Below are 24846 nucleotides of genomic sequence, written 5' to 3' on the forward strand. Positions count from 1 at the left end.
CGCGTAACCTTTTCATTGAAAACAAACCCCTGTCATTTTGACAAGGGGGCATGTCCAGCCAATGATATCCATTATATCATAGATTTAGCATATTTACGGCTTATTTATGATCGTTCCAGGGAGAAATGACCCATCGAGAAAATCGTTTGGATCTGTTGATAGCAGCTGTAAAACAAGATAAGACCCATCGTCCTGCTTCTCTGTATAACATGTTCGACCCTGATGGGATAGAAAAGCTCGCTTGGCCATCGCCTTTTCATCTGCAGGGAAAATGTCCGTTTCAGATAGAGGGGTATAAAGAATCACTGGATCACTCCCTTTGATTTCGTCATAAGTTCATTTACCTTTTCCATGGCTTCTTTAACGCCACCAATGCCATCAATAAGGCCATATTTAACAGCATCTTTGCCGATCACATTTGTTCCGATATCCCGTGTTAGATTACCTCTTGCGAACATCAGTTCTTTAAATTTCTCTTCTTCAATTTTCGAATGCGTCGTAACAAAATCAATCACTCTATCCTGCATTTTATCAAGGTATTCAAAAGTCTGCGGAACCCCAATCACCAGGCCGGTTAAGCGAATTGGATGAATTGTCATTGTGGCCGTGGGGGCAACATAGGAATAGTCAGCAGCAACAGCAATAGGAACGCCTATAGAATGACCTCCCCAAGAACAATAGATACAGTTGGTTTTGATATGGAAGCAATCATTTCAGATAATGCCAACCCGGCTTCGACATCACCGCCTACTGTATTTAGCAAAATGATTAATCCTTCAATTTTGGGGTTTTGTTCAATGGCAATCAGTTGAGGCAAAAGATGTTCATATTTGGTTGTTTTATTTTGTGGCGGAAGTTGAACATGTCCCTCTACTTGCCCGATAATTGACAAAACATGAATGTTTGAATCAGGCGCCTGAGCTACATTCGATTGCCCCAATTGTTGAATCTTTTGTACAAGTGAGGATGACCCTTCTTGTGACTCTTTGTTGTCGTCATTTTTGTTCGGTTTCTCTTCTGTCATAAAATCATGCCTCCAGTTATCTTCATATTAATATTAGTATGGACCGAATAACCCGTGAAAATACAATGGAACCAAGAGACCTTAAATGGTTTCCTGGTTCCAAAATGAATTGAGCTTATTTTAAAGCTGTAATGAAGGCAGTAATTCTCTTAAGTCCTTTGTTTCTTGCTGGGATAAATTTTTTAATGGTAATCTTACAGGACCTGCAGAAAGGCCCAGAAGATTTAAGGCTGTTTTGACTGGAGCTGGAGACGGTTGGAGAAACAGGGCTTCCATTAAGGGCAGATAGCGGCTGTGAATAGCTTGCGCCCGTTTGACCTTCCCGTCGTTGTATGCATTAATCATATCTTTTATTTCAAGACCGACAACATGGGAAGCAACCGAAACAACGCCATCTGCCCCAAGTGCAGCCATTGGCAGAGTCAGACTGTCTTCACCACAGTATATTTTAAAATCTTCAGGGGTCTGTGCTGCAACATAAGACAGCTGTGTAAGGTCATTACTTGCTTCTTTAAGCGAAACGATATTATCGATTTGGCTCAATTTAATAATCGTTTCAGCTGTCATGTGAACAACCGACCGCCCCGGAATGTTATAGAGCATAATTGGAAGTGACGTACGTGCAGCTGTACTGGCAAAATGTTCATACAGCCCTTCCTGACAAGGTTTATTATAATATGGCGTTACAAGCATTACACCATCTACACCAAGTGACTCAGCTTCTTTAGTAAGAGCGATCGTTTCGGCTGTATTATTGGATCCTGTTGCAGCAATGACCGGAACCCGGCCATTCACGATTTGTACAACTTTCTCAAATAAATTGATTTTTTCTTTCTTGGACAATGTGGGAGATTCTCCTGTAGTCCCGGCGATTACGAGCCCTTCTGTTCCATTATCCAATAAATGTTCAACCAAACGTTCAGTTCTCCCTAAATGCAACTCTCCTTGATCATCAAAGGGTGTGACCATAGCCGTATATACGACAGGCTCTTTCTCCATCAACCAACACACCTCTCTTAACAGGTTGTAAACATATAACCACTGACTCAGTTTTTTTCAGAAACGGGAAGGCCGAGTTTAAATACATCATGAAGTGCATTGACAGCCATATTGACATCTGCCCCTGAGACGAGTGCCCATATCGTTGTATGACTGTCAGCAGATTGCAAGATACGGATCCCTTTATCCGTTAAAGCTTGAATCATTGTCGAAGCAACACCTGGCATGCCTGCCATGCCAGCGCCAACCACAGAAACTTTGGCACAGTCTCGCATTGCACTTACAGTAAAATGACGCTTTTTTAAAGCCTGTAACGCAAGCTCTGTAAGAGGATCGGGCACTGTGTAACTGACGCCGGATGTTGAAATGTTAATAAAGTCGACCGAAATGCCTTCTGAAGCCATAGCTTTAAACACTTCGGATTGCACATGGTATGATTGCCCCTTTGTATTGACTTTGATTTGTGTCAATCCTTTCATATGAGCAATACCTGTAACTGGACGTTCCAACCGTTCGGAAAAGGGGTCACTTGGTTGTGTGCTTGAAATATGGGTTCCTTTATCTTTTGTATATGTGGACGCAATCCTCAGCGGAATATTGGCTTGCATTAATAATTCAACAGCACGCGGGTGAACGATTGAGGCACCCTGATAGGCCATATGACAGATTTCCAAGTATGTGGCATTAAGCAGCGGTTTTGCTGAAGTTACAATAGAGGGATCGGCTGTCATAATGCCATTTACATCAGTATAAATATCAACCCGCTCCGCTTTTAAGGCGCTTCCCAGGGCAGCAGCCGTTGTGTCACTACCGCCTCGGCCAATTGTCGTAATATCCCCTGTTTCTGCCATGCCTTGAAAACCGGCAACCACGACAACATCATGATGACGAAGTTCTTTTAACACCCTCGCCGGCTTGATTTTTTTTATTTTGGCTTTTGTGAAATCACTTGAGGTTCGTATTCCTGCTTGTGCACCGGTCAATGCTGTGGCAGTAACTTGATTAGCCCTAAGCTCATGAGCAAGGACGACAGAAGAAATCGTTTCCCCGCATGAAATTAATAAATCAAGTTCTCTCGGGGAGCAATTTGATTGTTCTTTCTGTATCAAATTCATTAACGAATCTGTTGCATAAGGTTCAGGGTAGCGCCCCATGGCTGACACCACCACAACCAGTTTATGATGATTTTGGACGGCTTCTTGAATATGTGCGATAACGTGTGCTCTATTTTTTTCTGTACTCACGGATGTGCCGCCAAATTTCTGAATTAAAATGGACATTGCATCACCTCTTTATTAAATCAAAACGTTTTGATGAGGGATTCTGCAATTTGAACAGTATTTAGCGCCGCCCCTTTACGCAAATTATCACTGACAATCCACATATGAAATGCATTAGGAAGGTCTAAATCCTGTCTGATGCGTCCAACAAACACACTGTCTTCATTTGCTGCACGAATTGGAGTCGGGTATACACCCCTCTCAGGGGCGTCTTCAACCACAATTCCTTTTGCTTCCCTCAAAATCTGTTGGATATCTTGAACAGTTTTACTTTCACTGTCAATTTCAATATATACACTTTCTGCATGTGATGTGAAAACTGGGACTCTTACACAAGTGGCGCCCACTTGCAAGTCTGGATAGCTAAGAATTTTTTTCGTTTCCTCAATCATTTTCATCTCTTCATATGTGAATCCTTTATCTTTAAACACATCAATTTTAGGAATAACATTAAATGCTAGGCCATCTTTATCTTTTTTATGAGGGTCTTTAAGACTGGAAGAAGCTGCATCTTTCAAATCACTGACTGCCTTTGTCCCCGCTCCCGAAATGGACTGATAAGTTGAAACAATGACACGCTTTAAGCCGACTTTTTCACGAATCGGGTATAGAACGGCTGCCATTTGTATGGTAGAACAATTTGGGTTGGCAATCAGCCCATTATGATGCTTTATATCGTACTCATTTACTTCTGGGACGATAAGGGGAACATCTGGATCCATCCGGAAAGCACTCGTATTGTCAATTACAATTGCCCCTTCATCAATGGCTTGAGGAACAAACCTGCGGGAAATGGTTCCTCCTGCTGAAAAAAAAGCTATATCAACATCTTTAAACGCTCCTTGTTCAATGACTTTGATAGGGTGCTTTTCTTCTTTGAAACCGAGCGTCTGACCGCGTGAGCGATCAGACGCAAACAGACTCAGTTGTCGGACAGGAAAGTTTCTTTCTTCAAGTATATTCATGATTGTTCGGCCAACTGCTCCTGTCGCACCGATAATGGCAACATGATACTCTTGATCTTTAGACATTACCGGCATTTCCTTCCTGACTGTCTTGAAAAGGAATGATAACAGGCTGAAGCTGCTTTCCTTCTAGCGCAGCTTCGATTGTGTCTGGCAACAATGTCATGTCAGCAACAAGAGAATTTGGTTTTTTATATGGAGCGTCTTGCCCATATGGAATAAAATAAATCAACTTTGAAGCCATTAGACGCATTAAGTTAACGCCATTTAATCCGAGGGCATCGTTCGTCGCAATGCCAAGTACTACAGGTTTGTGGTTGCGCATCGTTGCTTTCGCAGCCATTAATACAGGAGAATCTGTCATGGCGTTTGCAAATCGGCTCATCGAGTTTCCTGTTAATGGTGCAATCACCATACAATCAAGGGGTTCTGCAGGTCCTAACGGTTCTGCTTCAGGCATCGAATCAATGACACGCTTCCCAGTCAATGATTCTATTTTATAAATATGATCTGCTGCTTTTCCAAACTTTGTATCCACGTTTTGCACATTGTAAGTGACAATGGGAACAACTTCTGCTCCAAGCGACATAAGTTTTTCAATCTGGGGAAAGACAGCTGCATACGTACAATGGGAGGCTGTCAGTCCAAATCCAATGCGTTTTCCTTTTAAAGACATCATGACCTCATTCTCCTCTCATTCATTTAAAAACTGCTTAATGACATCTGCCAGAATTTGCCCAGCTGTTTTAGGGGCAACAATACCTGGTAAACTTTTAGCGAGAATTGCCTTAATGCCACGCTGCTCTGCAAAATCAAAATCAGTTCCGCCCGGTTGGGAAGCCAGGTCAAAAATAAGCGCATGAGACGGCAAGTATTGTATTTCTTTTTTTGTGATTATATTGGCTGGAATTGTATTAATTAACACATCACATGATACTGTGTGATTTTTAAGGTCTTCCAGCGGGATGGCTTTTAGACCCATTTCTGTAATTCGGGCCAAGTCCTTAATATGTCTGGCTGCAACAGACACTTTTGCTCCGAGAGCAGAAAATTTATTGGCAACCGTATGCCCGACCCGCCCAAATCCAGTAACAATCACCTGTGAACCATGGATGGTATAATCTGTTTGTTCTATAGCCATCATAATGGCTCCTTCTGCCGTAGGAATAGAGTTATAGATTGCGACATCATCGCGATTTAAAAGCGGGATAAGTGTAACTCCCGATTGTTTCGCTTGTTTCCGCAGATAACTATTGGCGATCCCCGTAAAGACAACCGTCTCTGAATTTAATTGTTGAAACCATTCAGATGTTAGTTGAATGCTTTCATCAGAAAAGACTGGTGTGATATATCCTTCATTATCGGTTCCAGTGATCGGAAGTATGACAGCATTCAATTGATCAGGTTCAAGATCACTGAACGTCATTTGTTCCAATCCTGTAAAACCTTGTTCAAGATTGTCATAACCAACGAGCTGGATCGTCGTTTGAGGCATCATTTTAAGCTGGCGTATCAGTTCCAGATAACGCCCATCCCCACCAATAACTGCAATTAATTTATTCATAGTGTCAAGCACCCTCCATCAGTCAAGAATCAATCATCGTCCTTATAGCCTATGTCATATCAAGATGAAGGTGCATTAGGACAAAAAGAAAAACCGTCAGCCTATATGCTAACGGTTTTTCCTTTAGTCTATATTCGGGGTTTCGATCATGATCATGTCTTCCCCTATTTTCCGGATGGAGCGCCAATCAATAATTGTTTCAGCCCCTTCTTTTTTAAAGCCGAGCCATTTGTAGTTGGCGATGACCAGAGCCTCAATCTGTCCTGTTCTTTCATTTATTTGCAGATCTGTCTGCCCAAGCACTCCAAGTCTGGACCCGTGTGTGATATTAACAATTTCCTTTCCACTTATATCCTTGTAGCGCATCACACCTGCTCCCCTTTTTTATTTGTCATAGTATAGATGTATGCTGGTTTTCGTTCACCTATTCTAACGATGTCACCAATGCCATAGAAGGTTTGTGTTTAAAGAGGCGATCAATGACAGATTGAACGTTTTCGTTTGTAACAGCTTCAATCTCATTCAGCATATCCTCAATAGATCTATCTGTGTTGAGAAGCAATTCATTTTTGCCATTCCTTGACATACGGCTATTTGTGCTTTCATGACTGAATAATAAATTTGCCTTCAATTGTTCTTTACTGTATAAGAGTTCTTTATCTGTGATGCCTTTTTCGACAAATTGATCAATCGTTTGATTAATGCTGTCTTTTAATAGGGAAAGTTGTTGAACACCAGTACCCGCATATATCGTCAGCAACCCATGATCCAGAAAAGAAGAATGGTAAGAGAATACAGAGTAAGCGAGTCCATGCTTTTCACGTATTTCTTGAAACAGACGTGAACTCATGCTGCCCCCAAATACGTTATTCATTAAAATCAAACTATATAGGTCATCATCAGTTACAGCCATTCCGCTAAATCCATAGCATAAATGAGCTTGTTCGATATTTTTTTTCTTAATAACTTCCCCGGCAGTAAATACAGGTGCACGGGCATTCAAAACATTTGTGGAAGCATTAAATTGACCAAAGTAATTCTCAAGTTCATCTTCAAGGCGTTCATTAATGTGTCCTGCTGCCGATATAACGATATTGTTTGGTGTATAGTGGTCTTTCATATAGGTTCTCAGTTCATCTGATGTAAATGATTGAACATGTTGACGGGACCCCAAGATTGGATTTGCCAATGGATGTGCACTGTAGGAGGACTGAGCCAGGAGGTCATGTACAATATCATCTGGTGTATCTTCATACATATTAATTTCTTCTAAAACTACTTTTTTCTCCCGTTCTATTTCTTCTTCTTCAAAAAGGGAATTAAAGAACATATCAGCAAGAATCTCTACCGCGTATATTTGGTGCGTGTCCATTACTTTTGCGTAAAAACATGTATATTCTTTAGAAGTAAATGCGTTGACCTGACCACCAATTGAATCAAAAGCTTCAGCAATATCCCGTGCATTACGTGATTTTGTCCCTTTAAATAACATGTGTTCCAGAAAGTGTGAAATTCCACTCTGATCTTCAGGATCGAATCTGGATCCCGTTTTAATCCAGACCCCTATTGTAACGGAACGCACATCAGGAACATGTTCCAATATGATTCTTAGTCCATTGCGACATGTATTTTTATAAATCATGAATGTCCTCCTGTTAAGTCTTCTTTATCTTTTTTCGTCCAGCAGCTGTTCGATTGTGCCCAGTTTGTAATTTTTCTTCTTAAGCTCGGTAATCATCAAATCCAACCCCTGTTCAATGACCGGGGTGGGATGCATTAAAATCGTTGCTCCTTTATGCACTTTAGACATAACTCGGTTCATCATCACTGACGGTGTCGGGTTTTTCCAGTCAATTGTATCCACAGACCAAAGGACCGTTTCCATATTTAATTCATGAACTGCATTTACGACATGATTATTAAAACTTCCACTCGGAGGCGCAAACCAATCTGGTTTTTGGTTCGTAATCGCTTCCAGGACGTCATTGGTTTTTTGGATCTCTTCTATAGTTTGAGATTTAGTGATTTGCGCCATATCAGGATGACTGTATGCATGGTTTCCAATTGAATGGCCTTCTTCAGCTATCATTTCAACATAGTCCACATGCTTTTTAGCCCAATTACCTTCAATAAAAAAAGTTGCTTTGACATTATGTTTTTTTAATGTACGAAGGATCCCGGGGATATGATTTTCCCCCCATGAAACATTAATTAGCAAACTAACCATATTTTTTTCAGGATGCCCGCGGTATACAGGCGCTGCCGGCAAGTCTTTGAAAGTAACCTCTGGGGGATTTGTTCGTATACAAACAATGATGTGTCAAAAACTCCATTTTTATTCATTTGTTCATATGATGCATCAACATCTACTTTAATGCCATTTCTGCCTGGAGTCTTTTTCCAGACTTTATCGATGTAGGCATTTTCCGGCTCTTGTTCATAATTTTTGGCTTTATGTATAATTTCTTCATATAAGGGATTATTTTCTTTCATTGCAACGTCAGCCTCATAAGGAAGTTGATTTAAATGGGCGGTTGTAAATGGATTGTAGCTCTGGCCCTCGAATGAAATGAACACAATTAGGATAAAAACGATCATATGAATAACGCCTTTAAACCGATACATACAGATGCCCCTCTCCTTACACTTATATGTTGAAGAAGGACAAGATATGCCAGCCTAAAAAAACCAAAAAAAGAAACTGTTTGTATCAGTTTCTTTTTTACGTATTTAACAGGTATGCTATTGTTTTGCTTTTTGTTTTTTCTCTTCCTCGAGGACGGCTTTTCGAGATAAATTCACACGGCCTTGAGAGTCAATTTCTTTAACTTTAACCATAATCTCATCGCCAATTGAAACTTCATCTTCTACTTTATTGGTACGTCCTTCTGCTAGTTCAGAGATATGAACGAGACCATCTTTGCCTTTGAACAATTCAACAAAAGCACCAAACTTTTCGATGCGCTTAACTTTTCCGAGATAAATTTCTCCCACTTCAGCTTCGCGAACCAGACTTTCAATGATTTCTTTAGCTTTGTTGTTCATGGTAGTGTCTGTTGAAGAAATAAAGACACTTCCGTCTTGTTCAATATCAATTTTCACGCCGGTTTCATCGATGATCTTATTGATTTGCTTCCCGCTTGGACCAATAACATCACGGATTTTTTCCGGTTTGATGCTCATTGTCAGTATTTTTGGTGCGTATAACGATAATTCAGCGCGTGGCTCTGAGATGGTCTGGAGCATGGAATCAAGGATATGCTGACGACCACTTTTAGCTTGGTTTAGCGCTTCTTCTAGTATATTTTTTGATAAGCCTTCAATCTTGATGTCCATTTGTAAAGCAGTGATGCCCTTTGTAGTTCCTGCGACTTTGAAATCCATATCGCCAAGTGCATCTTCCATGCCTTGAATATCTGTTAAGATTGAATAATGTTCACCTGATTTAACAAGTCCCATTGCGATCCCTGCTACAGGCGCTTTAATCGGAACACCAGCATCCATCATAGCCATTGTGCTGGCACATATGCTGGCCTGAGAAGATGACCCATTGGACTCCAGGACTTCAGATACAAGCCTGATTGTATAAGGGAATTCAGTTTCAGAAGGGATCACTTTTTCAAGTGCACGTTCTCCCAGTGCCCCATGACCAATTTCTCTTCTGCCAGGTCCTCTGATCGGCCCGGTCTCACCAACGCTGTATTGCGGAAAGTTATAATGGTGCATGAACCGCTTGGATTCTTCGAGATCAAGCCCGTCCAATATTTGAACATCTCCTAGAGCGCCAAGGGTGCAGATGCTTAGAGCCTGCGTTTGTCCACGCGTAAAAAGACCAGACCCATGCGTTCTTGGAAGTACGCCTACGCGTGATGACAATGGGCGAATTTCATCTGGTTTACGGCCATCTGGACGTATTTTTTCTTTCGTAATCAAATGCCGTACTTCTTCTTTTACCATATTGTTCAAAATGGTTTTAACCTGTGGATAAAGTTCTTCATCTTCTTCGTACGCTTCTAGTACAGTTTCTTTAACTTGATCAATTGCTTCTTCACGGGCATGTTTCTCTTGTACTTGAATTGCTTCAGTCAGTTGAGCTTTTGCTTCTGTCTCGACCTTCTGAACCAAATCCTGATCCAATTCTGCAACTGTAAAAGGTTTCTTTTCCACCCCAACAGCAGCAACAATCTGCTCTTGAAATTCAACGATCCGTTTAATTTCGTCATGGCCAAACATAATTGCTTCAAGCATGACTTCTTCAGGGACTTCATTAGCATTGGCCTCTACCATGTTGACGGCATCTTTTGTGCCAGCTACGGTTAAATCAATATCACTTTTAGCGTCTTGTTCAATTGTTGGATTGATAATCAGTTGACCATCAACTCGTCCAACATGAACACCTGCGATAGGTTGTTCGAATGGAATATCAGATATTGAAAGTGCTATGGAAGAGCCAATCATAGCAGCAATCTCTGATGAACAGTCCTGGTCGACACTCATTACTGTACTGATCACTTGAACATCATTACGGTATCCATCAGGAAAGAGCGGGCGTATCGGTCTGTCTATAAGTCGTGAAGAAAGAACAGCTTTATCACTGGGACGACCTTCGCGTTTAATAAATCCTCCCGGAATCTTGCCAACGGCGTATAAACGTTCTTCATAATTAACCGTTAGTGGAAAAAAGGGCAGGTCTTTTGGTTCTTTGGATGCAGTTGCAGCAGATAATACAGATGTGTCTCCATACTGAATCATACAGGCGCCATTTGCTTGTTTAGCAAGTTCTCCTACTTCTACTAAAAACGAGCGACCGGCAATATCAATGGAGAATGTTTGTTTTGAATCCGACATTAATAATGGAACTCCTTTCAATAACATGTTACATATAGTAAGCAGTTGATTTAAAAATCAAATTATGAGAAAAAAAGCAGGATTTCTCCTGCTTTTTCCCTTCATATTATCGACGTAAGCCAAGCTTTTTAATCAGTTCACGGTAACGGGTTACATCTTTGTTACGCAAATAAGTAAGCAAATTACGACGTCTGCCTACCATTTTAAACAATCCCCGGCGTGAATGATGGTCTTTTTTGTGCACACGCAAATGCTCGTTAAGTGACGTGATTTCTGCTGTTAAAACAGCAATCTGCACTTCTGGCGAGCCTGTATCACTATCATGAACCTTGTACTCATTGATAATTTCATTTTTGCGTTCTTGTGAAATAGCCATTCAGCGCACCTCCTAAATTAAAATGTATCCCCTGTCCCCCAGCAAACGTCGGAGTTACGATTTGCCAAGCGAAGGTTGATCTTTTATAGCGTACACCCAATACGAATAAAATGCAAGAGATGGGCGGTTAATTTTCTTCTTTTTGTTCAAAAAAATGTTTAATCGTTTCCTCATCATGGCGCATTTCTTCAATGAGATCCTCGATCCTGTCGAATTTCTTTTCTTCCCGAATGAAAGCACACCAATCAAGTTCGACAGGCTCATGATATAGGTCGCCGGTGAAATTAAATAAGAACGCCTCAAGACTGGGATTGGAAAGGTTCCCTTCAAATGTCGGATTAAAACCGAGACTTGCCATGCCGTTATAAACCTGATCATTGTGACGCACTCTTACCGCGTAAACGCCTGGAGCCGGCAGACGTGTTTCAGGCAGAACTTGTATGTTTGCTGTTGGATAACCAAGCGTTCTGCCGCGTTTAAACCCTTCAATAACCTTGCCTCTTACACTTGGATAACGACCTAGTAATTTTGCGGCATCTTGCACATCGCCCTTATCCAGTTTTTCTCTAATAAGGGTGGAACTGATTTTCTCCCCGTCATATGTCATCTTGTCAAGAACCGTATAATCAAATACACCTCTGGAATGGTCTTTCAAAGTCTGGACATTTCCGCTGCCTTTATGACCATAGGAAAAGTCGAATCCAGCGACTAGATGCTTAACATTGAGTCCAATAATAAAATGATCAATAAAGTCCTGAGGTGTTAATTTGGACAGTGTTTTGTTAAATGTGATGACATAGAACACATCAACATTCATACCTTCAAGAATGTCTTTTTTCTCTTCCATCGGTGTTATATAATCAACAGAATCGATGTTCGGGTTTAACACCACTGACGGATGTGGAGAAAACGAAATAACAGCACTTTTCATTTTTTTTTGCTTAGCCAGATCGATTGCTGCACCGATCACTTTTTGGTGGCCGCGATGAATGCCATCAAAGAAGCCAATCGCTGCGACTGTTTCAGGTGCTGTATTTACTGTTAAATTGTGAGGATATGTTAATTGTATCGTCTGCAATCTGCTTCACCTGCACTTTGTTCAAGACTTATCATTCGTAAATATTAATTAAACACGCGGACTGGCTTAATTTCATCATTATTGTTCGGATGATATTGATAAATGGCAAGAAGTTCCCCATCTGCTATGATCGCAAATGGGTCATTTAAGCGTTGATCCGGGAGTGGCAGCTTTTGTCCCTGAAGAACTTTCTGTTTGGTTTTTTCATCAACAGTTAGGCGCTCCATCCCCTCAATTCCTGCTGTCATAGGGAGCAAGAGCGTATCTGGCTGAGCGTTTTTAACAGCGGCCTGTATGTGATCAAATGTATATGTGTCTTTTTTAGTAACAGAACCGGTTTTTGTCCGGTAAAGTTTAGCCATATGGGCAGGATAACCCAGCTTTTTGCCGATATCCACACATAAAGTCCTGATGTAAGTCCCTTTCGAGCAAACTACTTTAATATCAAACTTATGTTGTGCTTGTCCAGTCGATGGAAGCAAGCTGATTTGATTTATTATGACGTGCCTTTCAGGTCGTTCAACTTGTTCTTGAGCTCTGGCATATTCATATAAATGCTTTCCTTTTACTCTGACGGCAGAATACATCGGGGGGATTTGAACAATGGTCCCTTTGAATGCATTCAGAGCTTGTTCGATTTCAAGGTTAGACGGCATATGTGTGATCGTTGCTTCTTCCACCACTGCACCAGAAGCATCTTCAGTCTCTGTAGCTGTTCCAAGTTGAACAGTTGCTATATACTCTTTAGCAGTATTGGTCATATATGGAACGAGTTTGGTCGCCCGACCGATACAAAGGGGAAGAACCCCCTCCGCATCTGGGTCGAGTGTACCTGTATGCCCGACTTTTTTCGTTTGTAAAAGACGTCTGACTTTCATCACACAATCATGGGATGTCATGCCTGGCGGTTTCCAAAGTGGCAGTATACCGTCCATCCGATCAACTCCGTTCTCTTATTCTGCAAGTATCGGTGGGCTATTCGTTTAAATCACGCAGAATAGCATCAATTTTATTACCATATTCAATAGCCTCATCGAATTCAAAACTGATTTCCGGTGTTTTGCGTAAACGAATTCTTTTACCAATTTCAGATCGGATAAATCCTTTAGCTTTGGCTAAACCTACAAGAGATTCATGCTTTTTTTTCTCATCTCCAAGGACAGATATGAATATTTTTGCTTGCTGTAAATCTCCTGTAACCTCAACATCAGTAACGGTCACAAACCCTACACGCGGGTCCTTTATCTTTCGCGTTAAGATGTCTCCAAGCTCTTTTTTCATTTGCTCAGCAACTCTATTCGCCCGTATGTCCTGCATCACCTTCACCTCACTATTACATAATAGACTCTTATAAACGCTCAGTTACAGAATGGGTGCATTCCATTTCAGTATCAGCGTCGATCACGGCCTGTACCTCTTGCATTATTTTTTCTGCAAGACGGAGGTCATTTGATATCGTGACAATACCAAGTTTCGTACGCTGCCATAAATCATGATAATCCAGTTCTGCTACTGATACGTTAAAATCCTGACGTAACCTGGTTATGAGAGACTTGAGCACAGAACGCTTTCCTTTAAGCGAGTGTGTGTTATACAAAAAGCATTCAACTTCCATTAAAAGGATCATACACGTTCTATTTCTTCCATGACAAAGGCCTCAATTAAGTCGCCTTCTTTAATATCATTGAAGTTCTTGATGGTAATACCACACTCGTAATTCTGTGCCACTTCTTTTACGTCATCTTTAAATCGTTTTAAGGCATCGATTTCGCCTTCAAATTGAACGACGCTGTTTCTAATTAAACGTACACCGGCATTTCGTGAGATTTTCCCGTCTGTTACATAACACCCTGCAATGGTTCCAACTTTTGATACTTTAAAGGTTTCGCGTACTTCTGCTGTTCCAATTACTTTTTCCTCAAATTCAGGATCCAGCATTCCTTTCATAGCTGCCTCAATTTCTTCAATGGCTTTATATATCACACGGTGCAGCCTTACATCCACTTTTTCAGATTCTGCTGCCTTTTTGGCATTGGCATCAGGTCGTACGTTAAAGCCAATAACAACCGCATTGGAAGCGGAGGCAAGGATGATATCTGATTCAGTGATTGCGCCGACGCCGGTATGGATGATTTTAATTTTGACACCTTCGACACTGATTTTTTGCAGTGAAGAGGCAAGAGCTTCGGCAGAGCCTTGAACATCAGCTTTTATAATGATATTGATTTCTTTCATTTCGCCTTCTTTTATTTGTTCAAAAAGGTCTTCGAGGCTGACTTTTGATTGTTCACCCCGGTTTTCAGCAATGTGTTTTTGCTGTCTTGCTTCACCAATCTGACGGGCTTTTTTCTCGTCGGTAAACACGAGGAATTGATCACCTGCTTGTGGAACATCGTTCAAACCGGTAATTTCCACTGGTGTAGATGGGCCGGCTTTTTTCACGCGCTGTCCAAGGTCATTGACCATGGCCCGCACTCGGCCATAAGTGTTTCCTACAACAAAGGCATCTCCAACATTTAATGTGCCGTTTTGTACGAGAAGAGTTGCGACAGAGCCGCGCCCTTTATCAAGTTCTGCTTCAACAACCGTTCCAAACGCAGTTGTATCCGGATTAGCTTTCAGCTCTTCAACTTCAGCAACGAGTTGAATCATTTCCAATAGATCATCTATGCCTTCATGCTTTAGGGCTGAAATATTTACAAATATTGTTTCTCCGCCCCAATCTTCCGGAACGAGTTCATATTCAGTCAATTCCTGCATAACTCTGTCGGGATTAGCCGACTCTTTATCCATCTTATTGACTGCAATAATAATTGGTACACCTGCTGCTTTCGCGTGATTGATCGCTTCAGCAGTTTGCGGCATGACACCGTCATCAGCAGCTACAACTAAGACAGCTATATCTGTAATTTGAGCCCCGCGTGACCGCATGCTTGTAAATGCAGCGTGTCCTGGTGTATCGAGGAAAGTGACTTTTTTACCGTCATTCTCGACCTGATATGCACCAATATGTTGTGTGATGCCGCCAGCTTCGCCCTCAGTCACTTTTGCATCTCGTATGGCGTCAAGAAGTGTTGTTTTCCCATGGTCTACGTGCCCCATAATCGTTACGACTGCCGGACGCTCAATAAGATCATTAGGATCATCTTCTTTAATATATTTATCCAAGTCCGTATCATCAAGTATAATTTCTTTCTTAACTTTCACATTATATTCTTCGCATATTAATTCAACGGCGTCATCATCAAGGTCCTGATTCTTAGTAGCCATAACTCCAAGAAACATCAATTTTTTGATAATATCAGAAGTATCTTTGTTTAATTTTTCAGCTAGATCGTCAACCGTCAGAACCCCACTGTATACAATTTCTTCAGGGGTTTCTTTAGATTTTTGTTGTTTGCCGGCAGGGCTTTTTCCTTTGTGTTTCTGATTACTTTGCTTTTGATTGTGTTGTGGTTTGTTAGGTTTTTTACGATTCTGCTTCGTATCTTTCTTTTGCCCCGGATTTTGAGACTGTTTCTGATTGGAAGAATTGGTATTTGAATGACTTTTAGCTTGAGTTTCTTGTTTCTTTTGCTCTTTTTTACCTTTAATGCGTTCATCTAATTTGGTTATGGTCTCGCCAGATATGGTTGACATATGGTTGGCTACTTCTATATTCATATTTTTCAAGTGGTTAATCACATCTTTACTTGTTAATTTATTTTCTTTTGCATATTCATATACACGTATTTTACGCATACAGTCACCCCGTTATTATTTGTCAGAGAGCAGTGTTTCGAGTTTGGATGCAAATCCTTTATCCAGAATTGCAATTGCCACTCTCTGTGACTTCCCAATTGCATGTGAGAGCGTGTCTCTGTCGTCAACTATGATCGCAGGTATATTGTATGTCTTGCATTTATCCAATAGTTTTTTTCTAGTGCGCTGCCCGGTGTCGGAGGCAATTAACACGAGTTTGGCATGTTGACGCTGAATGTCTTTAACAATTACTTCTTCTCCTAAAGAACATTTCCCTGCTCTGAAAGCAAGCCCGAGAAGATTGAGATACTTGCTGTTCATTTATTTTTGCCTCGAGCGATATCAACCATGTGTTCAAAAATCTCCGGTTCAATCTCTGTACCCAATTGGCGATTTAACGCACCGGTTTTTTTCGCCTTTTCTATAATAGCCTCATCAAGGCTCACGTAAGCGCCACGCCCATTTTGGCGGCCAGTTTCATCAACGAAAACATCGCCTTCTTTGTTGCGGACGACCCTGATCATTTCTTGTTTTGGCTTCATCTCGTTGGTTACAACACATTTGCGAAGTGGAATCTTTTTCTTTTTAACCATATCATGTTCCCCCTTATTCAAATAAGGTATCATGGTCAGTATTTTCATCTGCACTGTTTTCATCGACTTGATCAAGTAAACCTTCTTCTCTTGCTTCAGTTTCACTCTTAATGTCGATTTTTAGCCCGGTAAGTCTCGCTGCCAATCTTGCATTTTGACCGCGTTTTCCAATTGCCAGAGAAAGTTGGTAGTCCGGAACAATCACAGTTGTGGATTTTTCTTCTTCATCGACCAGTACGTCAACTACTTTAGCAGGACTGAGTGCGTTTGACACATACACAACTGGGTCTTGGGACCATTCTACAATATCAATTTTTTCACCTTGAAGCTCGTTGACTATCGCTTGAACGCGCTGTCCTCTTTGACCCACACAAGAACCAACTGCATCAACGTCTGGATCTTCAGCGTGGACAGAGATTTTTGAGCGGTCGCCTGCTTCCCTGGAAACGGATTTAATTTCTACAACACCATCATAGATCTCAGGAACTTCCATTTCAAAAAGACGTTTCAACAATCCCGGGTGAGACCGTGAAACATATACTTGCGGTCCTTTACTTGTGTTTTCGACCTTGGTTACATAAACTTTTAAGCGATCATGGGGATGGTATTCTTCAGTAGGCATCTGTTCTGCTTCAGCGAGTTTAGCCTCTACCTTCCCAAGATGAACGTAAACAAAGCGAGCATCTTTACGTTGAACGATACCCGTCATCACATCGTCTTCACGTTCTACATATTCGTTGAAAATCACTCCGCGTTCGGCTTCCCTGACCCGCTGTGTAACAACTTGTTTAGCTGCTTGTGCAGCAATTCGCCCAAAGTCTTTTGGAGTTACTTCAACCTCTATGACATCTTCTATTTCGTAATTTGGATCAATAGCACGGGCCTCTTCCAAAGAAATCTCCTGCTGATGATCTTCTGGATTCTCAACAATCGTCTTACGTGCAAACACACCCATAGATGCAGTGGCTTCATTAAGTTCTACACGTACATTGGTCGCAGAGTTAAAATTCTTTTTGTATGCAGAGATTAATGCGGCTTCGAGTGCTTCCATCAAGATATCTTTATCGATCCCTTTTTCTTTTTCCAGGTAATCCATCGCTTCAAAAAGCTGGTTATTCAATTTTTATCCCCCTTTAAAACGTTACGGCAAGTCGTGCTTTAGCAATCTTTTCGAAAGGCAATTCGACTTGTTTTTCCCGTGTTTTGATTTTGTATTCGACGGTGGCAATTTTATCGGCAAAGTGAATCAATACGCCCTCATAAGTTTTCTCACCATCAATCGGTTCATAAAGCTTAATATACACATTGTGATTGACATGGTTGATGAAGTCCTGTTCAGTTTTAAGCGGTCGCTCAGCACCAGGTGAAGAAACCTCAAGGAAATAAGCGCCTTTAACCGGATCGGCTTTATCCAACTTCTCGCTGAGCATTTCTGACACTTCACCACATTCGCTGATATCAATCCCACCAGGCTTATCAATAAAGACTCGCAAGAACCAGTCTTTACCCTCTTTGACATATTCAACATCGACCAGTTCAAGTTGTTTTTCTTCAAGTATTGGCTGAACGAGTTCTTCTGTTTTTTGGATGACGGTTGAGCTCAAATTAATCCTCCTCTTTGACACAACATTAATGATTATTATAAACAAGTTTGTTTTATTAATTTGCAAAAGATGTACAACTAATACAAAATCCCCGCCAATAAAACGTGGCAAGGGAAGGAGCGGTTTGCTAATAAAGCAACGGTATGAAGAAAGAGTGGGTTTCCCCACTCTTTTGCTCAGTCGTATCTGATGCTTACCATAAAAAATATACCATATATCCCAGCTTAATGCAAATAAAACCTAATCATACCATTAGAATAATGAGAGTTGGTTTTTTTCCGGCATACCTTCTAGACAGCCGTGTTGATCCATGTATTCAATCACTGTTTTGGATATCTTACTCCGTTGACGGAGATCTTGTTTAGACAGGAATTCTCCTTCATCGCGCGCTTTGACAATGTTAATTGCTGCATTTGTGCCTAGCCCATCGATGGCATCAAAAGGCGGAATCAAGGCCTGTCCTTCAACTAAAAATTCGCTGGCCTGTGATTTGTAAAGGTCAACTTTTTCAAATGTATAGCCGCGTTGTTTCATTTCAAGCGCGATTTCGAGAACGGTTAACAAGCTTTTTTCCTTAGGTGGAGCATCGTTTCCTTTATGAAGAATCTCTTCAATTCGACTCTTTATGGCACCAGCATCTTTGATCATCGTATCAAGCTCGAAGTCGCTCGCTCTAATTGAAAAGTAAGCTGCGTAGAAATAAAGTGGATGATGCACTTTAAAATAGGCGATGCGAATAGCCATTAAAACATATGCTGCTGCGTGTGCTTTAGGAAACATGTACTTGATCTTCTTACATGACTCGATGTACCAATCCGGGACATCATGCTTCTTCATTTCTGTGATCCACTCATCTTGAAGACCTTTCCCTTTACGGACGAATTCCATAATTTTAAACGCAAGAGATGCTTCAAGCCCTTTATGCATGAGGTAGACCATAATGTCGTCCCTGCAACCAATTACATCAGCAATTTCACAAATGCCATCATTAATCAGTTCCTGGGCATTACCAAGCCACACATCGGTACCATGGGAAAGCCCTGAAATAATTACCAGTTCCGCGAATGTTGTCGGTTTAGTATCTTCAAGCATTTGTCTAACGAAGCGCGTACCAAACTCAGGTACCCCTAACGTGCCGGTTGTACAATTGATCTCCTCTGGGGAGACGCCGAGCGATTCGGTTCCTGAAAAGATTTTCATAACCTCTGAGTCAGAGGTTGGTATGGTTTTGGGGTCAATACCACTCAAATCTTCCAGCATTCGAATCATTGTCGGGTCATCATGCCCCAGAATATCGAGTTTTAATAAGTTTTCATCAATAGAATGAAAGTCAAAGTGTGTTGTTCGCCAATGACTGTTCCGATCATCTGCTGGATATTGAATCGGGGTAAAATCGTATATTTCCATGTCATCCGGAACAACAATAATACCACCGGGATGCTGACCAGTCGTTCGTTTGACGCCTGTACAGCCTTTGACAAGACGGTCTATTTCAGCCTGTTTATAAATAAGTTGTTTATCAGAGGCGTACCCTTTCACATAACCATAAGCCGTCTTTTCTGCAATGGTGCCGATGGTTCCGGCACGATAGACATTATCTTCCCCGAACAGCACTTTTGTATAGTTGTGAGCCTCAGGCTGATATTCACCGGAAAAGTTCAAGTCTATATCAGGAACTTTGTCACCTTTAAATCCTAAGAAGGTTTCAAAAGGAATATCCTGACCGTCTTTGACCAGCGGAATATCGCAATTTGGACAGGTTTTGTCCGGCAAATCAAAGCCACTGCCCACTGTACCATCTGTTATGAACTCATTAAAGTGGCAAGATGTGCAGACATAGTGCGGCGGTAATGGGTTCACTTCAGTAATTTCTGTTAAGGTTGCTACAAGCGACGAACCGACAGAACCCCGGGACCCGACAAGATAACCATCGTCAAGCGATTTTTTGACCAATTTATGAGAAATTAAATAAATAACCGCAAACCCATTGTCGATGATGCTTTTAAGTTCTCTTTCCAAACGTTCTGTCACAACATCAGGGACGTCTTCTCCATAGATAGCTTTAGCACGTGAATAACATAAATCGCGTATTTCTTCCTCTGCGCCTTCGATCTTCGGAGTATACAGCCCTTCCTGGACAGGAGATATGTCTCCAATTGCTTCATTCAGCCTGTTTGTATTATTCACAACGATTTCTTTCGCCTTGTCCTCACCTAAAAAGTGGAAAGCCCCTAACATTTCATCTGTTGTTCGAAAAGGTGTGTCAGGCAATGATTGTCTATTAAGCGGATTTCCAGCTTGTGAAGCAATAAGTATTTGCCTGTAAAGTTTCTCGTGTTCATCAATATAATGGACGTTTCCTGTTGCCACCACAGGCTTATCCAGACGTTCTCCAAGTTTAGTGAGTTTTGTAATAATATCTATAAGCTGTGCCTCACTTTGAACAAGGTCCATCCCAAGTAAATGCGTATAGTTTGCAGGGGGCTGGACTTCGATATAATCGTAGAACGCTGCAGCTTTCTCAGCTTCCTCTTCAGACTTCTGCATCATTGTTTCAAATACTTCTCCCTTATCACACCCGGAGCCTATTAAAATCCCTTCACGCATTTTATTTAATAGCGATCTTGGGATCCTCGGCATTCTGTAAAAATAATCAATATGAGCATGAGAAACAAGTTTATATATATTTTTTAAGCCTTCCTGCGTCTGAGCAAGAAGCGTACAATGGAAAGGTCTTGACCGCTGGTAGGCGTTATTTTCGCCCATATAATCATTTAATCTTGCATGATTCGTGATGTCTCTTTCTACAAGTTTTGTCAATAGCTTCCAGAATAAATAACCCGTGGCTTCGGCATCATATATAGCTCTATGGTGTTGTGTAAGTTCAATATCCATGTATTTGCATAATGTATTCAGACGGTGATTCTTTAACTCGGGGAGCAAAAACCTGGCCAGTTCCAGAGTATCAATAACTGGGTTGTCGGCTTGTCCATAATCGATTCTTTCATAACCCTGGTTCAGGAACCCCATGTCAAAACTGGCATTGTGTGCTACAAGCACATCATCTTTACTCCACTCATGAAATTCTTTTAAAACCTCACCGATTTCAGGAGCATCTTGCACCATATCATCTGTAATACCTGTTAGATCTGTTGTTGTTTGTGAGAGTGGGTGATGCGGATTGGCAAACCTCTCGAAACGATCAATAATTTCACCATTATATATTTTGACCCCAGCAAGTTCGATGATCGTATCATAGACGGCTGACAAACCTGTTGTTTCCACGTCAAAAACAACAAAAGTTGCGTTCGTCAAATCAAGGTCCTGCTCATTGTAAGCAATCGGAACGCCGTCATCAACAAGATTTGCTTCAAGTCCGTATATGATTTTTATCCCATGTTTTTTGCCGGCACCATGGGCTTCAGGATACCCCTGAACAACTGCATGATCTGTAATAGCCACTGCTTTATGGCCCCAATTGGCAGCCTGCTCAACCAATTTGGCAGGTGAAACAACTGCATCAAGCTGGCTCATTGTTGTATGAGCATGAAGTTCTACGCGCTTTTCGTCCTCTGGAGCATTGTCCACTCTGCTTGCAACTTTAACTTCATGCATATCATTTGCCATCATCGCAAGTTCATTTGTGTACATATCTGTTTGAATACTGCCTCTTGCTTTAACCCACATCCCGGCCTTAAGCTGGTCAAACATTGCCTGATCGTCATCACCTTTTGAAAACATTTTAACCTGCAGGGAATCTGTGTAATCCGTAACCTTGGCAATCAAGAGACTTCTACCTGATCGCAGTAATCTGACTTCGACATCAAAAACATAGCCTTGCACAGTCAGTCGACGTTCTTCTTCTTGGATATAGTCAAGAGAAACAGGTTCATCTTGGATTTTATATCCAATAGCAAATGGTTTGGAAGAGCTGCCGTTGCTTTTATTTTTTTCTTGCGCTTGTCGTTCTTCCATCATTTTTTGAACGATTTGTTCATCTTCGAGCGCTTTTTGTTCTTTAAACTGCTGAAGACGTGCATGATCGTTTTCAATTTTAAAATCAAGCTGATACGCCGGCGCTCCGACACGGATGCAAAATGAACGAAAATCATTATCCAATCTTTTTCTTAAAGCGTTTGCTTCTGCATCGTTACGTGCAGTGAGAATCAGTTTTTTGTTTTCGGTATGAGGAATCTGTTCTTGTACAAGGCTTTTATAAGCTGGAGAGAGGTTACAAGCTGAAGCCAAATAGTACTTCCAATAAGAGCAGATCGTTTCTTCATCCATTTCCTGTTCATTTGCATAGAGGGTGCATTCAACTGTGGCAATTTGCTGAAAAGCTTCCTGCAAGCGCGTGAAGAACAGTTGGTAAACATCCACTGGCAACGTCTTATTGACTCGAATATGGAAGTGCCATTGTTTTTGTTCTTTATAGACTTCCAGTTTCTCAAGAAGGCTGTGTTGGAAGTGATGTTTGACAGTGTCTTCAGGTATTTGCAATTGTTCAAGTAAGATGTTCATTTTTTCTCGTTTAGTCAAATCCATCATAGCTCCCCCTTTTTATTATGTAAAAATGCTCCCTTGGGCTAAATCCAGACAAGGGAGCACAATCTTGATCAAAGAAACAATCGTTGAATATCATTCCATGTAACAACAAGCATTAACAACATTAGTAACGCAAGTCCGATTACATGGACCATGCCTTCTTTTTCCGGATCAATCGGCTTGCCTCTGACTGCTTCAAGGCCAACAAACACCAACCTTCCACCATCAAGAGCAGGGAGTGGAACAAGATTTACAATTCCAAGATTGATACTCAACATTGCTGTCCATATCATAAAGTTTGTAAAGCCTGTCTGGACGATTTGGTCTGTAGCATCATAAATGCCTACAGGTCCTGCCAGCATATCGATAGAATACTGTCCTGTTACGAGCATCAGGAGGTTGGTTAGTATTAATTTTGTTGTGTCATAGGTCTTTGAAAAACCGTAAACAAAGGTACCGCCAATCGATTTCTCGAACATATGGGTGACACCAATTTGCCCGATTTCAACACCTTCTTGAATCTCTGTCCGAGCAGGGGTGATGGTTACCTCTTCTTGCTGTCCATCTGCTCTTTTCAAGGTCATAGACAATTCTTCTTCAGGACTTTCCTGAACGATCGAAGTGAAGCCTTCCCATGTAGAGATCGGCTGGCCGTCTATGCGAATGATTTCGTCTTCTGATTTAAGCCCTGCTTCTGCTGCGGGCGTTCCCGGCTCAACATGATCAATAATAGCTTCCTTAGTAGGAACACCTTGTACCAATCCGAGTATAACGAAGATTACAATAGCCAGAACAAAATTCATCATTGGCCCGGCAAATAACTGCATAGCACGTTTACCAACAGATTTGGAAGCAAATTGACGATCATAAGGTGCAATTTGAGTTTCGGTTTCATCCATCACAAATAAAGCTTTAGGATCGACTTTAAAAGTCAGGAGTGGTTCTTCTTCATCTGGCTCGTATCCTGTGATTTGCAATGTGTGATCCAGGTCAGCATGATTAACTTCTATGACACGTGCGTTCGGATGCTTTGATTTGTTATTGACAATAATTTTATTGACAACGCCTTGCTCGTTGAATTCAAGCCCTATATGGTGCCCTGGCTTTAATTCAATAATTTCCGGATCTTCGCCAGCAACACGGACATAACCACCAATCGGCAAGAGTCTGATTGTATAGACCGTTTCATTCTTTTTAAACGAAAACATTTTCGGTCCAAATCCAATGGCAAATTCACGTGCTAACATCCCGGCTCTTTTTGCAAAGATCAAATGACCGAGCTCATGTATAAAAACAAGCAATCCAAACATAAAAATAAACGCAATAACCGTATTCAAAAAGATGCACCTTCCTTTACTCTGAATGAGCGACCCGCCGGAAAATTACAGAAGCGCCCTTTTTATAAGCTATGCTTGTATACCGATGTATATTTACAGCATTATAAAAAACCGATAATGTGCAAGATCGGAAATACGAATAACATACTGTCAAACCGGTCCAGAATCCCACCATGACCGGGTAAGATATTGCCAGTATCTTTCACACCGTAATGTCGTTTAAATGCTGATTCTACCAAATCACCAAGCTGTCCAAATATAGAAGCCAGTATGGTGGTGCCAATCAGCGCAACAAGTGACACCTGTAAATCAAAGGAAAAATGGAAAGCTACAGCCATAACGCAACTTAAAAGAATACCACCAATAGCGCCTTCAACCGTTTTATTCGGACTTATATCTGGCCATAATTTACGTTTCCCCATTGCACGTCCAGTAACATAAGCCCCGGTGTCAGTTGTCCAAATAATTACAAGCACATAAAAAAAGTAAACTAGACCAGCTTCCCGTGTTTCCAGCAGGTAAAAGAATCCAAAACTAACATATAAAGTAGCCATCAAGATCAGTGCTGCATGATCGAATGTGAATTTATTCTTTGATACTACAGTATATAATAATAAAATCACCAGATAAGAAACAAATATTTCGGTTTTACCAAAACTCTCCTGGAACCACGGGAGGGGATATAAGAGCAATAATAGTGCTGCCATTGATGCAACAGCAGGCACCTTATACGGATTCAAATTGCCCATTTTAATGAATTCAAGCAACCCAATGATGCCAATAATCGAAATAAATACAGTAAAAGGCCATCCTCCATAGATTGCAACAGGTAAAAAAAGAGCTAATGCAATGATTGCTGTAATGATCCTCTGTTTCATATTAAAGTCAGCAC

Annotated in this window: 24 protein-coding genes and 1 pseudogene; all 25 read right to left on the minus strand. The window is 41.2% G+C overall.

Annotated elements, in window-relative coordinates:
• Positions 1-93: 93 nt before the first annotated feature.
• Complete coding sequence (locus tag JNUCC1_RS17500) at positions 94-306, minus strand: YlzJ-like family protein (protein WP_331713860.1); 213 nt, start codon at positions 304-306, stop codon at positions 94-96.
• Positions 303-1024, minus strand: a pseudogene (locus JNUCC1_RS17505) (ClpP family protease). Before JNUCC1_RS17505 ends, JNUCC1_RS17500 begins: the two are co-directional and overlap by 4 nt.
• A 120-nt stretch (positions 1025-1144) precedes the next feature.
• On the minus strand, positions 1145-2023 hold the full coding sequence (gene dapA / locus JNUCC1_RS17510) for a 4-hydroxy-tetrahydrodipicolinate synthase (RefSeq protein WP_156646937.1): 879 nt from the start codon (positions 2021-2023) through the stop codon (positions 1145-1147).
• A 47-nt stretch (positions 2024-2070) separates the two neighbouring features.
• A complete protein-coding gene (gene dapG, locus JNUCC1_RS17515) occupies positions 2071-3303 on the minus strand; it encodes an aspartate kinase (protein ID WP_156646939.1) in 1233 nt (410 codons plus the stop codon).
• A gap of 20 nt (positions 3304-3323) precedes the next feature.
• Positions 3324-4334 (minus strand): aspartate-semialdehyde dehydrogenase, encoded by a 1011-nt coding sequence (locus JNUCC1_RS17520; RefSeq protein WP_156646941.1) that lies wholly within the window; start codon positions 4332-4334, stop codon positions 3324-3326.
• Positions 4327-4944: a dipicolinate synthase subunit B gene (gene dpaB, locus JNUCC1_RS17525; protein ID WP_156647185.1), complete on the minus strand. Its 618-nt coding sequence runs from the start codon at positions 4942-4944 to the stop codon at positions 4327-4329. Before dpaB ends, JNUCC1_RS17520 begins: the two co-directional genes overlap by 8 nt.
• Positions 4945-4962: 18 nt before the next feature.
• Positions 4963-5832 carry a dipicolinic acid synthetase subunit A gene (dpaA, locus tag JNUCC1_RS17530; RefSeq protein ID WP_156646943.1) on the minus strand — a complete coding sequence of 290 codons (870 nt, stop codon included), beginning with the start codon at positions 5830-5832 and terminating at the stop codon, positions 4963-4965.
• Positions 5833-5955: 123 nt separating this feature from the next.
• Complete coding sequence (locus tag JNUCC1_RS17535; protein ID WP_156646945.1) at positions 5956-6198, minus strand: YlmC/YmxH family sporulation protein; 243 nt, start codon at positions 6196-6198, stop codon at positions 5956-5958.
• A gap of 58 nt (positions 6199-6256) precedes the next feature.
• Positions 6257-7474, minus strand: a complete 1218-nt coding sequence (locus JNUCC1_RS17540) for a M16 family metallopeptidase (RefSeq protein ID WP_156646946.1) — start codon at positions 7472-7474, stop codon at positions 6257-6259.
• Between the two features lie 24 nt (positions 7475-7498).
• The gene (locus JNUCC1_RS19375; RefSeq protein ID WP_331713861.1) at positions 7499-8059 is read right to left on the minus strand and encodes a polysaccharide deacetylase family protein; all 561 of its coding nucleotides are present in this window, start codon (positions 8057-8059) and stop codon (positions 7499-7501) included.
• Entirely contained in the window at positions 8044-8457 is a 414-nt protein-coding gene (locus JNUCC1_RS19380; protein ID WP_331713862.1) for a hypothetical protein, read from the minus strand. The genes JNUCC1_RS19375 and JNUCC1_RS19380 overlap by 16 nt, the downstream gene beginning before the upstream one ends.
• A gap of 117 nt (positions 8458-8574) precedes the next feature.
• A complete protein-coding gene (locus tag JNUCC1_RS17550) occupies positions 8575-10680 on the minus strand; it encodes a polyribonucleotide nucleotidyltransferase (protein WP_156646948.1) in 2106 nt (701 codons plus the stop codon).
• A gap of 106 nt (positions 10681-10786) precedes the next feature.
• Complete coding sequence (rpsO, locus tag JNUCC1_RS17555) at positions 10787-11056, minus strand: 30S ribosomal protein S15 (protein WP_156646950.1); 270 nt, start codon at positions 11054-11056, stop codon at positions 10787-10789.
• A gap of 127 nt (positions 11057-11183) precedes the next feature.
• Positions 11184-12134 (minus strand): riboflavin biosynthesis protein RibF, encoded by a 951-nt coding sequence (gene ribF / locus JNUCC1_RS17560; RefSeq protein WP_156646952.1) that lies wholly within the window; start codon positions 12132-12134, stop codon positions 11184-11186.
• Positions 12135-12178: 44 nt separating this feature from the next.
• Complete coding sequence (gene truB, locus JNUCC1_RS17565) at positions 12179-13069, minus strand: tRNA pseudouridine(55) synthase TruB (RefSeq protein WP_156646954.1); 891 nt, start codon at positions 13067-13069, stop codon at positions 12179-12181.
• Positions 13070-13109: 40 nt separating this feature from the next.
• Positions 13110-13451, minus strand: a complete 342-nt coding sequence (gene rbfA, locus JNUCC1_RS17570) for a 30S ribosome-binding factor RbfA (protein ID WP_156647186.1) — start codon at positions 13449-13451, stop codon at positions 13110-13112.
• 31 nt (positions 13452-13482) lie between these two features.
• Positions 13483-13761 (minus strand): DUF503 domain-containing protein, encoded by a 279-nt coding sequence (locus tag JNUCC1_RS17575; protein ID WP_156646956.1) that lies wholly within the window; start codon positions 13759-13761, stop codon positions 13483-13485.
• Positions 13758-15875 carry a translation initiation factor IF-2 gene (gene infB, locus JNUCC1_RS17580; RefSeq protein WP_156646959.1) on the minus strand — a complete coding sequence of 706 codons (2118 nt, stop codon included), beginning with the start codon at positions 15873-15875 and terminating at the stop codon, positions 13758-13760. Before infB ends, JNUCC1_RS17575 begins: the two co-directional genes overlap by 4 nt.
• Before the next feature lie 15 nt (positions 15876-15890).
• Positions 15891-16196, minus strand: a complete 306-nt coding sequence (locus JNUCC1_RS17585) for a L7Ae/L30e/S12e/Gadd45 family ribosomal protein (protein ID WP_156646961.1) — start codon at positions 16194-16196, stop codon at positions 15891-15893.
• Positions 16193-16468 carry an RNase P modulator RnpM gene (gene rnpM / locus JNUCC1_RS17590; RefSeq protein ID WP_156646963.1) on the minus strand — a complete coding sequence of 92 codons (276 nt, stop codon included), beginning with the start codon at positions 16466-16468 and terminating at the stop codon, positions 16193-16195. The genes JNUCC1_RS17585 and rnpM overlap by 4 nt, the downstream gene beginning before the upstream one ends.
• A gap of 13 nt (positions 16469-16481) precedes the next feature.
• Positions 16482-17588 (minus strand): transcription termination factor NusA, encoded by a 1107-nt coding sequence (gene nusA, locus JNUCC1_RS17595; RefSeq protein ID WP_156646965.1) that lies wholly within the window; start codon positions 17586-17588, stop codon positions 16482-16484.
• A gap of 13 nt (positions 17589-17601) precedes the next feature.
• The gene (gene rimP / locus JNUCC1_RS17600) at positions 17602-18072 is read right to left on the minus strand and encodes a ribosome maturation factor RimP (protein ID WP_156646967.1); all 471 of its coding nucleotides are present in this window, start codon (positions 18070-18072) and stop codon (positions 17602-17604) included.
• A gap of 252 nt (positions 18073-18324) precedes the next feature.
• Positions 18325-22617: a PolC-type DNA polymerase III gene (locus tag JNUCC1_RS17605; RefSeq protein WP_156647187.1), complete on the minus strand. Its 4293-nt coding sequence runs from the start codon at positions 22615-22617 to the stop codon at positions 18325-18327.
• 71 nt (positions 22618-22688) lie between these two features.
• Positions 22689-23954 carry an RIP metalloprotease RseP gene (gene rseP / locus JNUCC1_RS17610; protein ID WP_156646969.1) on the minus strand — a complete coding sequence of 422 codons (1266 nt, stop codon included), beginning with the start codon at positions 23952-23954 and terminating at the stop codon, positions 22689-22691.
• Positions 23955-24055: 101 nt separating this feature from the next.
• The gene (locus tag JNUCC1_RS17615) at positions 24056-24832 is read right to left on the minus strand and encodes a phosphatidate cytidylyltransferase (protein ID WP_156646971.1); all 777 of its coding nucleotides are present in this window, start codon (positions 24830-24832) and stop codon (positions 24056-24058) included.
• Positions 24833-24846: the final 14 nt, after the last annotated feature.

Source organism: Lentibacillus sp. JNUCC-1 (assembly GCF_009741735.1).
Taxonomy (GTDB): Bacteria; Bacillota; Bacilli; order Bacillales; family Amphibacillaceae; genus Lentibacillus_B.

Excerpts from the sequence above, each read along its gene's own strand:
- dapA (WP_156646937.1), bottom strand. The coding sequence starts at position 2,023 with ATGGAGAAAGAGCCTGTCGTATATACGGCTATGGTCACACCCTTTGAT.
- dapG (WP_156646939.1), bottom strand. The coding sequence starts at position 3,303 with ATGTCCATTTTAATTCAGAAATTTGGCGGCACATCCGTGAGTACAGAA.
- JNUCC1_RS17520 (WP_156646941.1), bottom strand. The coding sequence starts at position 4,334 with ATGTCTAAAGATCAAGAGTATCATGTTGCCATTATCGGTGCGACAGGA.
- dpaB (WP_156647185.1), bottom strand. The coding sequence starts at position 4,944 with ATGTCTTTAAAAGGAAAACGCATTGGATTTGGACTGACAGCCTCCCAT.
- dpaA (WP_156646943.1), bottom strand. The coding sequence starts at position 5,832 with ATGAATAAATTAATTGCAGTTATTGGTGGGGATGGGCGTTATCTGGAA.
- JNUCC1_RS17535 (WP_156646945.1), bottom strand. The coding sequence starts at position 6,198 with ATGCGCTACAAGGATATAAGTGGAAAGGAAATTGTTAATATCACACAC.
- JNUCC1_RS17540 (WP_156646946.1), bottom strand. The coding sequence starts at position 7,474 with ATGATTTATAAAAATACATGTCGCAATGGACTAAGAATCATATTGGAA.
- JNUCC1_RS19375 (WP_331713861.1), bottom strand. The coding sequence starts at position 8,059 with ATGGTTAGTTTGCTAATTAATGTTTCATGGGGGGAAAATCATATCCCC.
- JNUCC1_RS19380 (WP_331713862.1), bottom strand. The coding sequence starts at position 8,457 with ATGTATCGGTTTAAAGGCGTTATTCATATGATCGTTTTTATCCTAATT.
- JNUCC1_RS17550 (WP_156646948.1), bottom strand. The coding sequence starts at position 10,680 with ATGTCGGATTCAAAACAAACATTCTCCATTGATATTGCCGGTCGCTCG.
- rpsO (WP_156646950.1), bottom strand. The coding sequence starts at position 11,056 with ATGGCTATTTCACAAGAACGCAAAAATGAAATTATCAATGAGTACAAG.
- truB (WP_156646954.1), bottom strand. The coding sequence starts at position 13,069 with ATGGACGGTATACTGCCACTTTGGAAACCGCCAGGCATGACATCCCAT.
- rbfA (WP_156647186.1), bottom strand. The coding sequence starts at position 13,451 with ATGCAGGACATACGGGCGAATAGAGTTGCTGAGCAAATGAAAAAAGAG.
- JNUCC1_RS17575 (WP_156646956.1), bottom strand. The coding sequence starts at position 13,761 with ATGATCCTTTTAATGGAAGTTGAATGCTTTTTGTATAACACACACTCG.
- infB (WP_156646959.1), bottom strand. The coding sequence starts at position 15,875 with ATGCGTAAAATACGTGTATATGAATATGCAAAAGAAAATAAATTAACA.
- JNUCC1_RS17585 (WP_156646961.1), bottom strand. The coding sequence starts at position 16,196 with ATGAACAGCAAGTATCTCAATCTTCTCGGGCTTGCTTTCAGAGCAGGG.
- rnpM (WP_156646963.1), bottom strand. The coding sequence starts at position 16,468 with ATGGTTAAAAAGAAAAAGATTCCACTTCGCAAATGTGTTGTAACCAAC.
- JNUCC1_RS17605 (WP_156647187.1), bottom strand. The coding sequence starts at position 22,617 with ATGGATTTGACTAAACGAGAAAAAATGAACATCTTACTTGAACAATTG.
- JNUCC1_RS17615 (WP_156646971.1), bottom strand. The coding sequence starts at position 24,832 with ATGAAACAGAGGATCATTACAGCAATCATTGCATTAGCTCTTTTTTTA.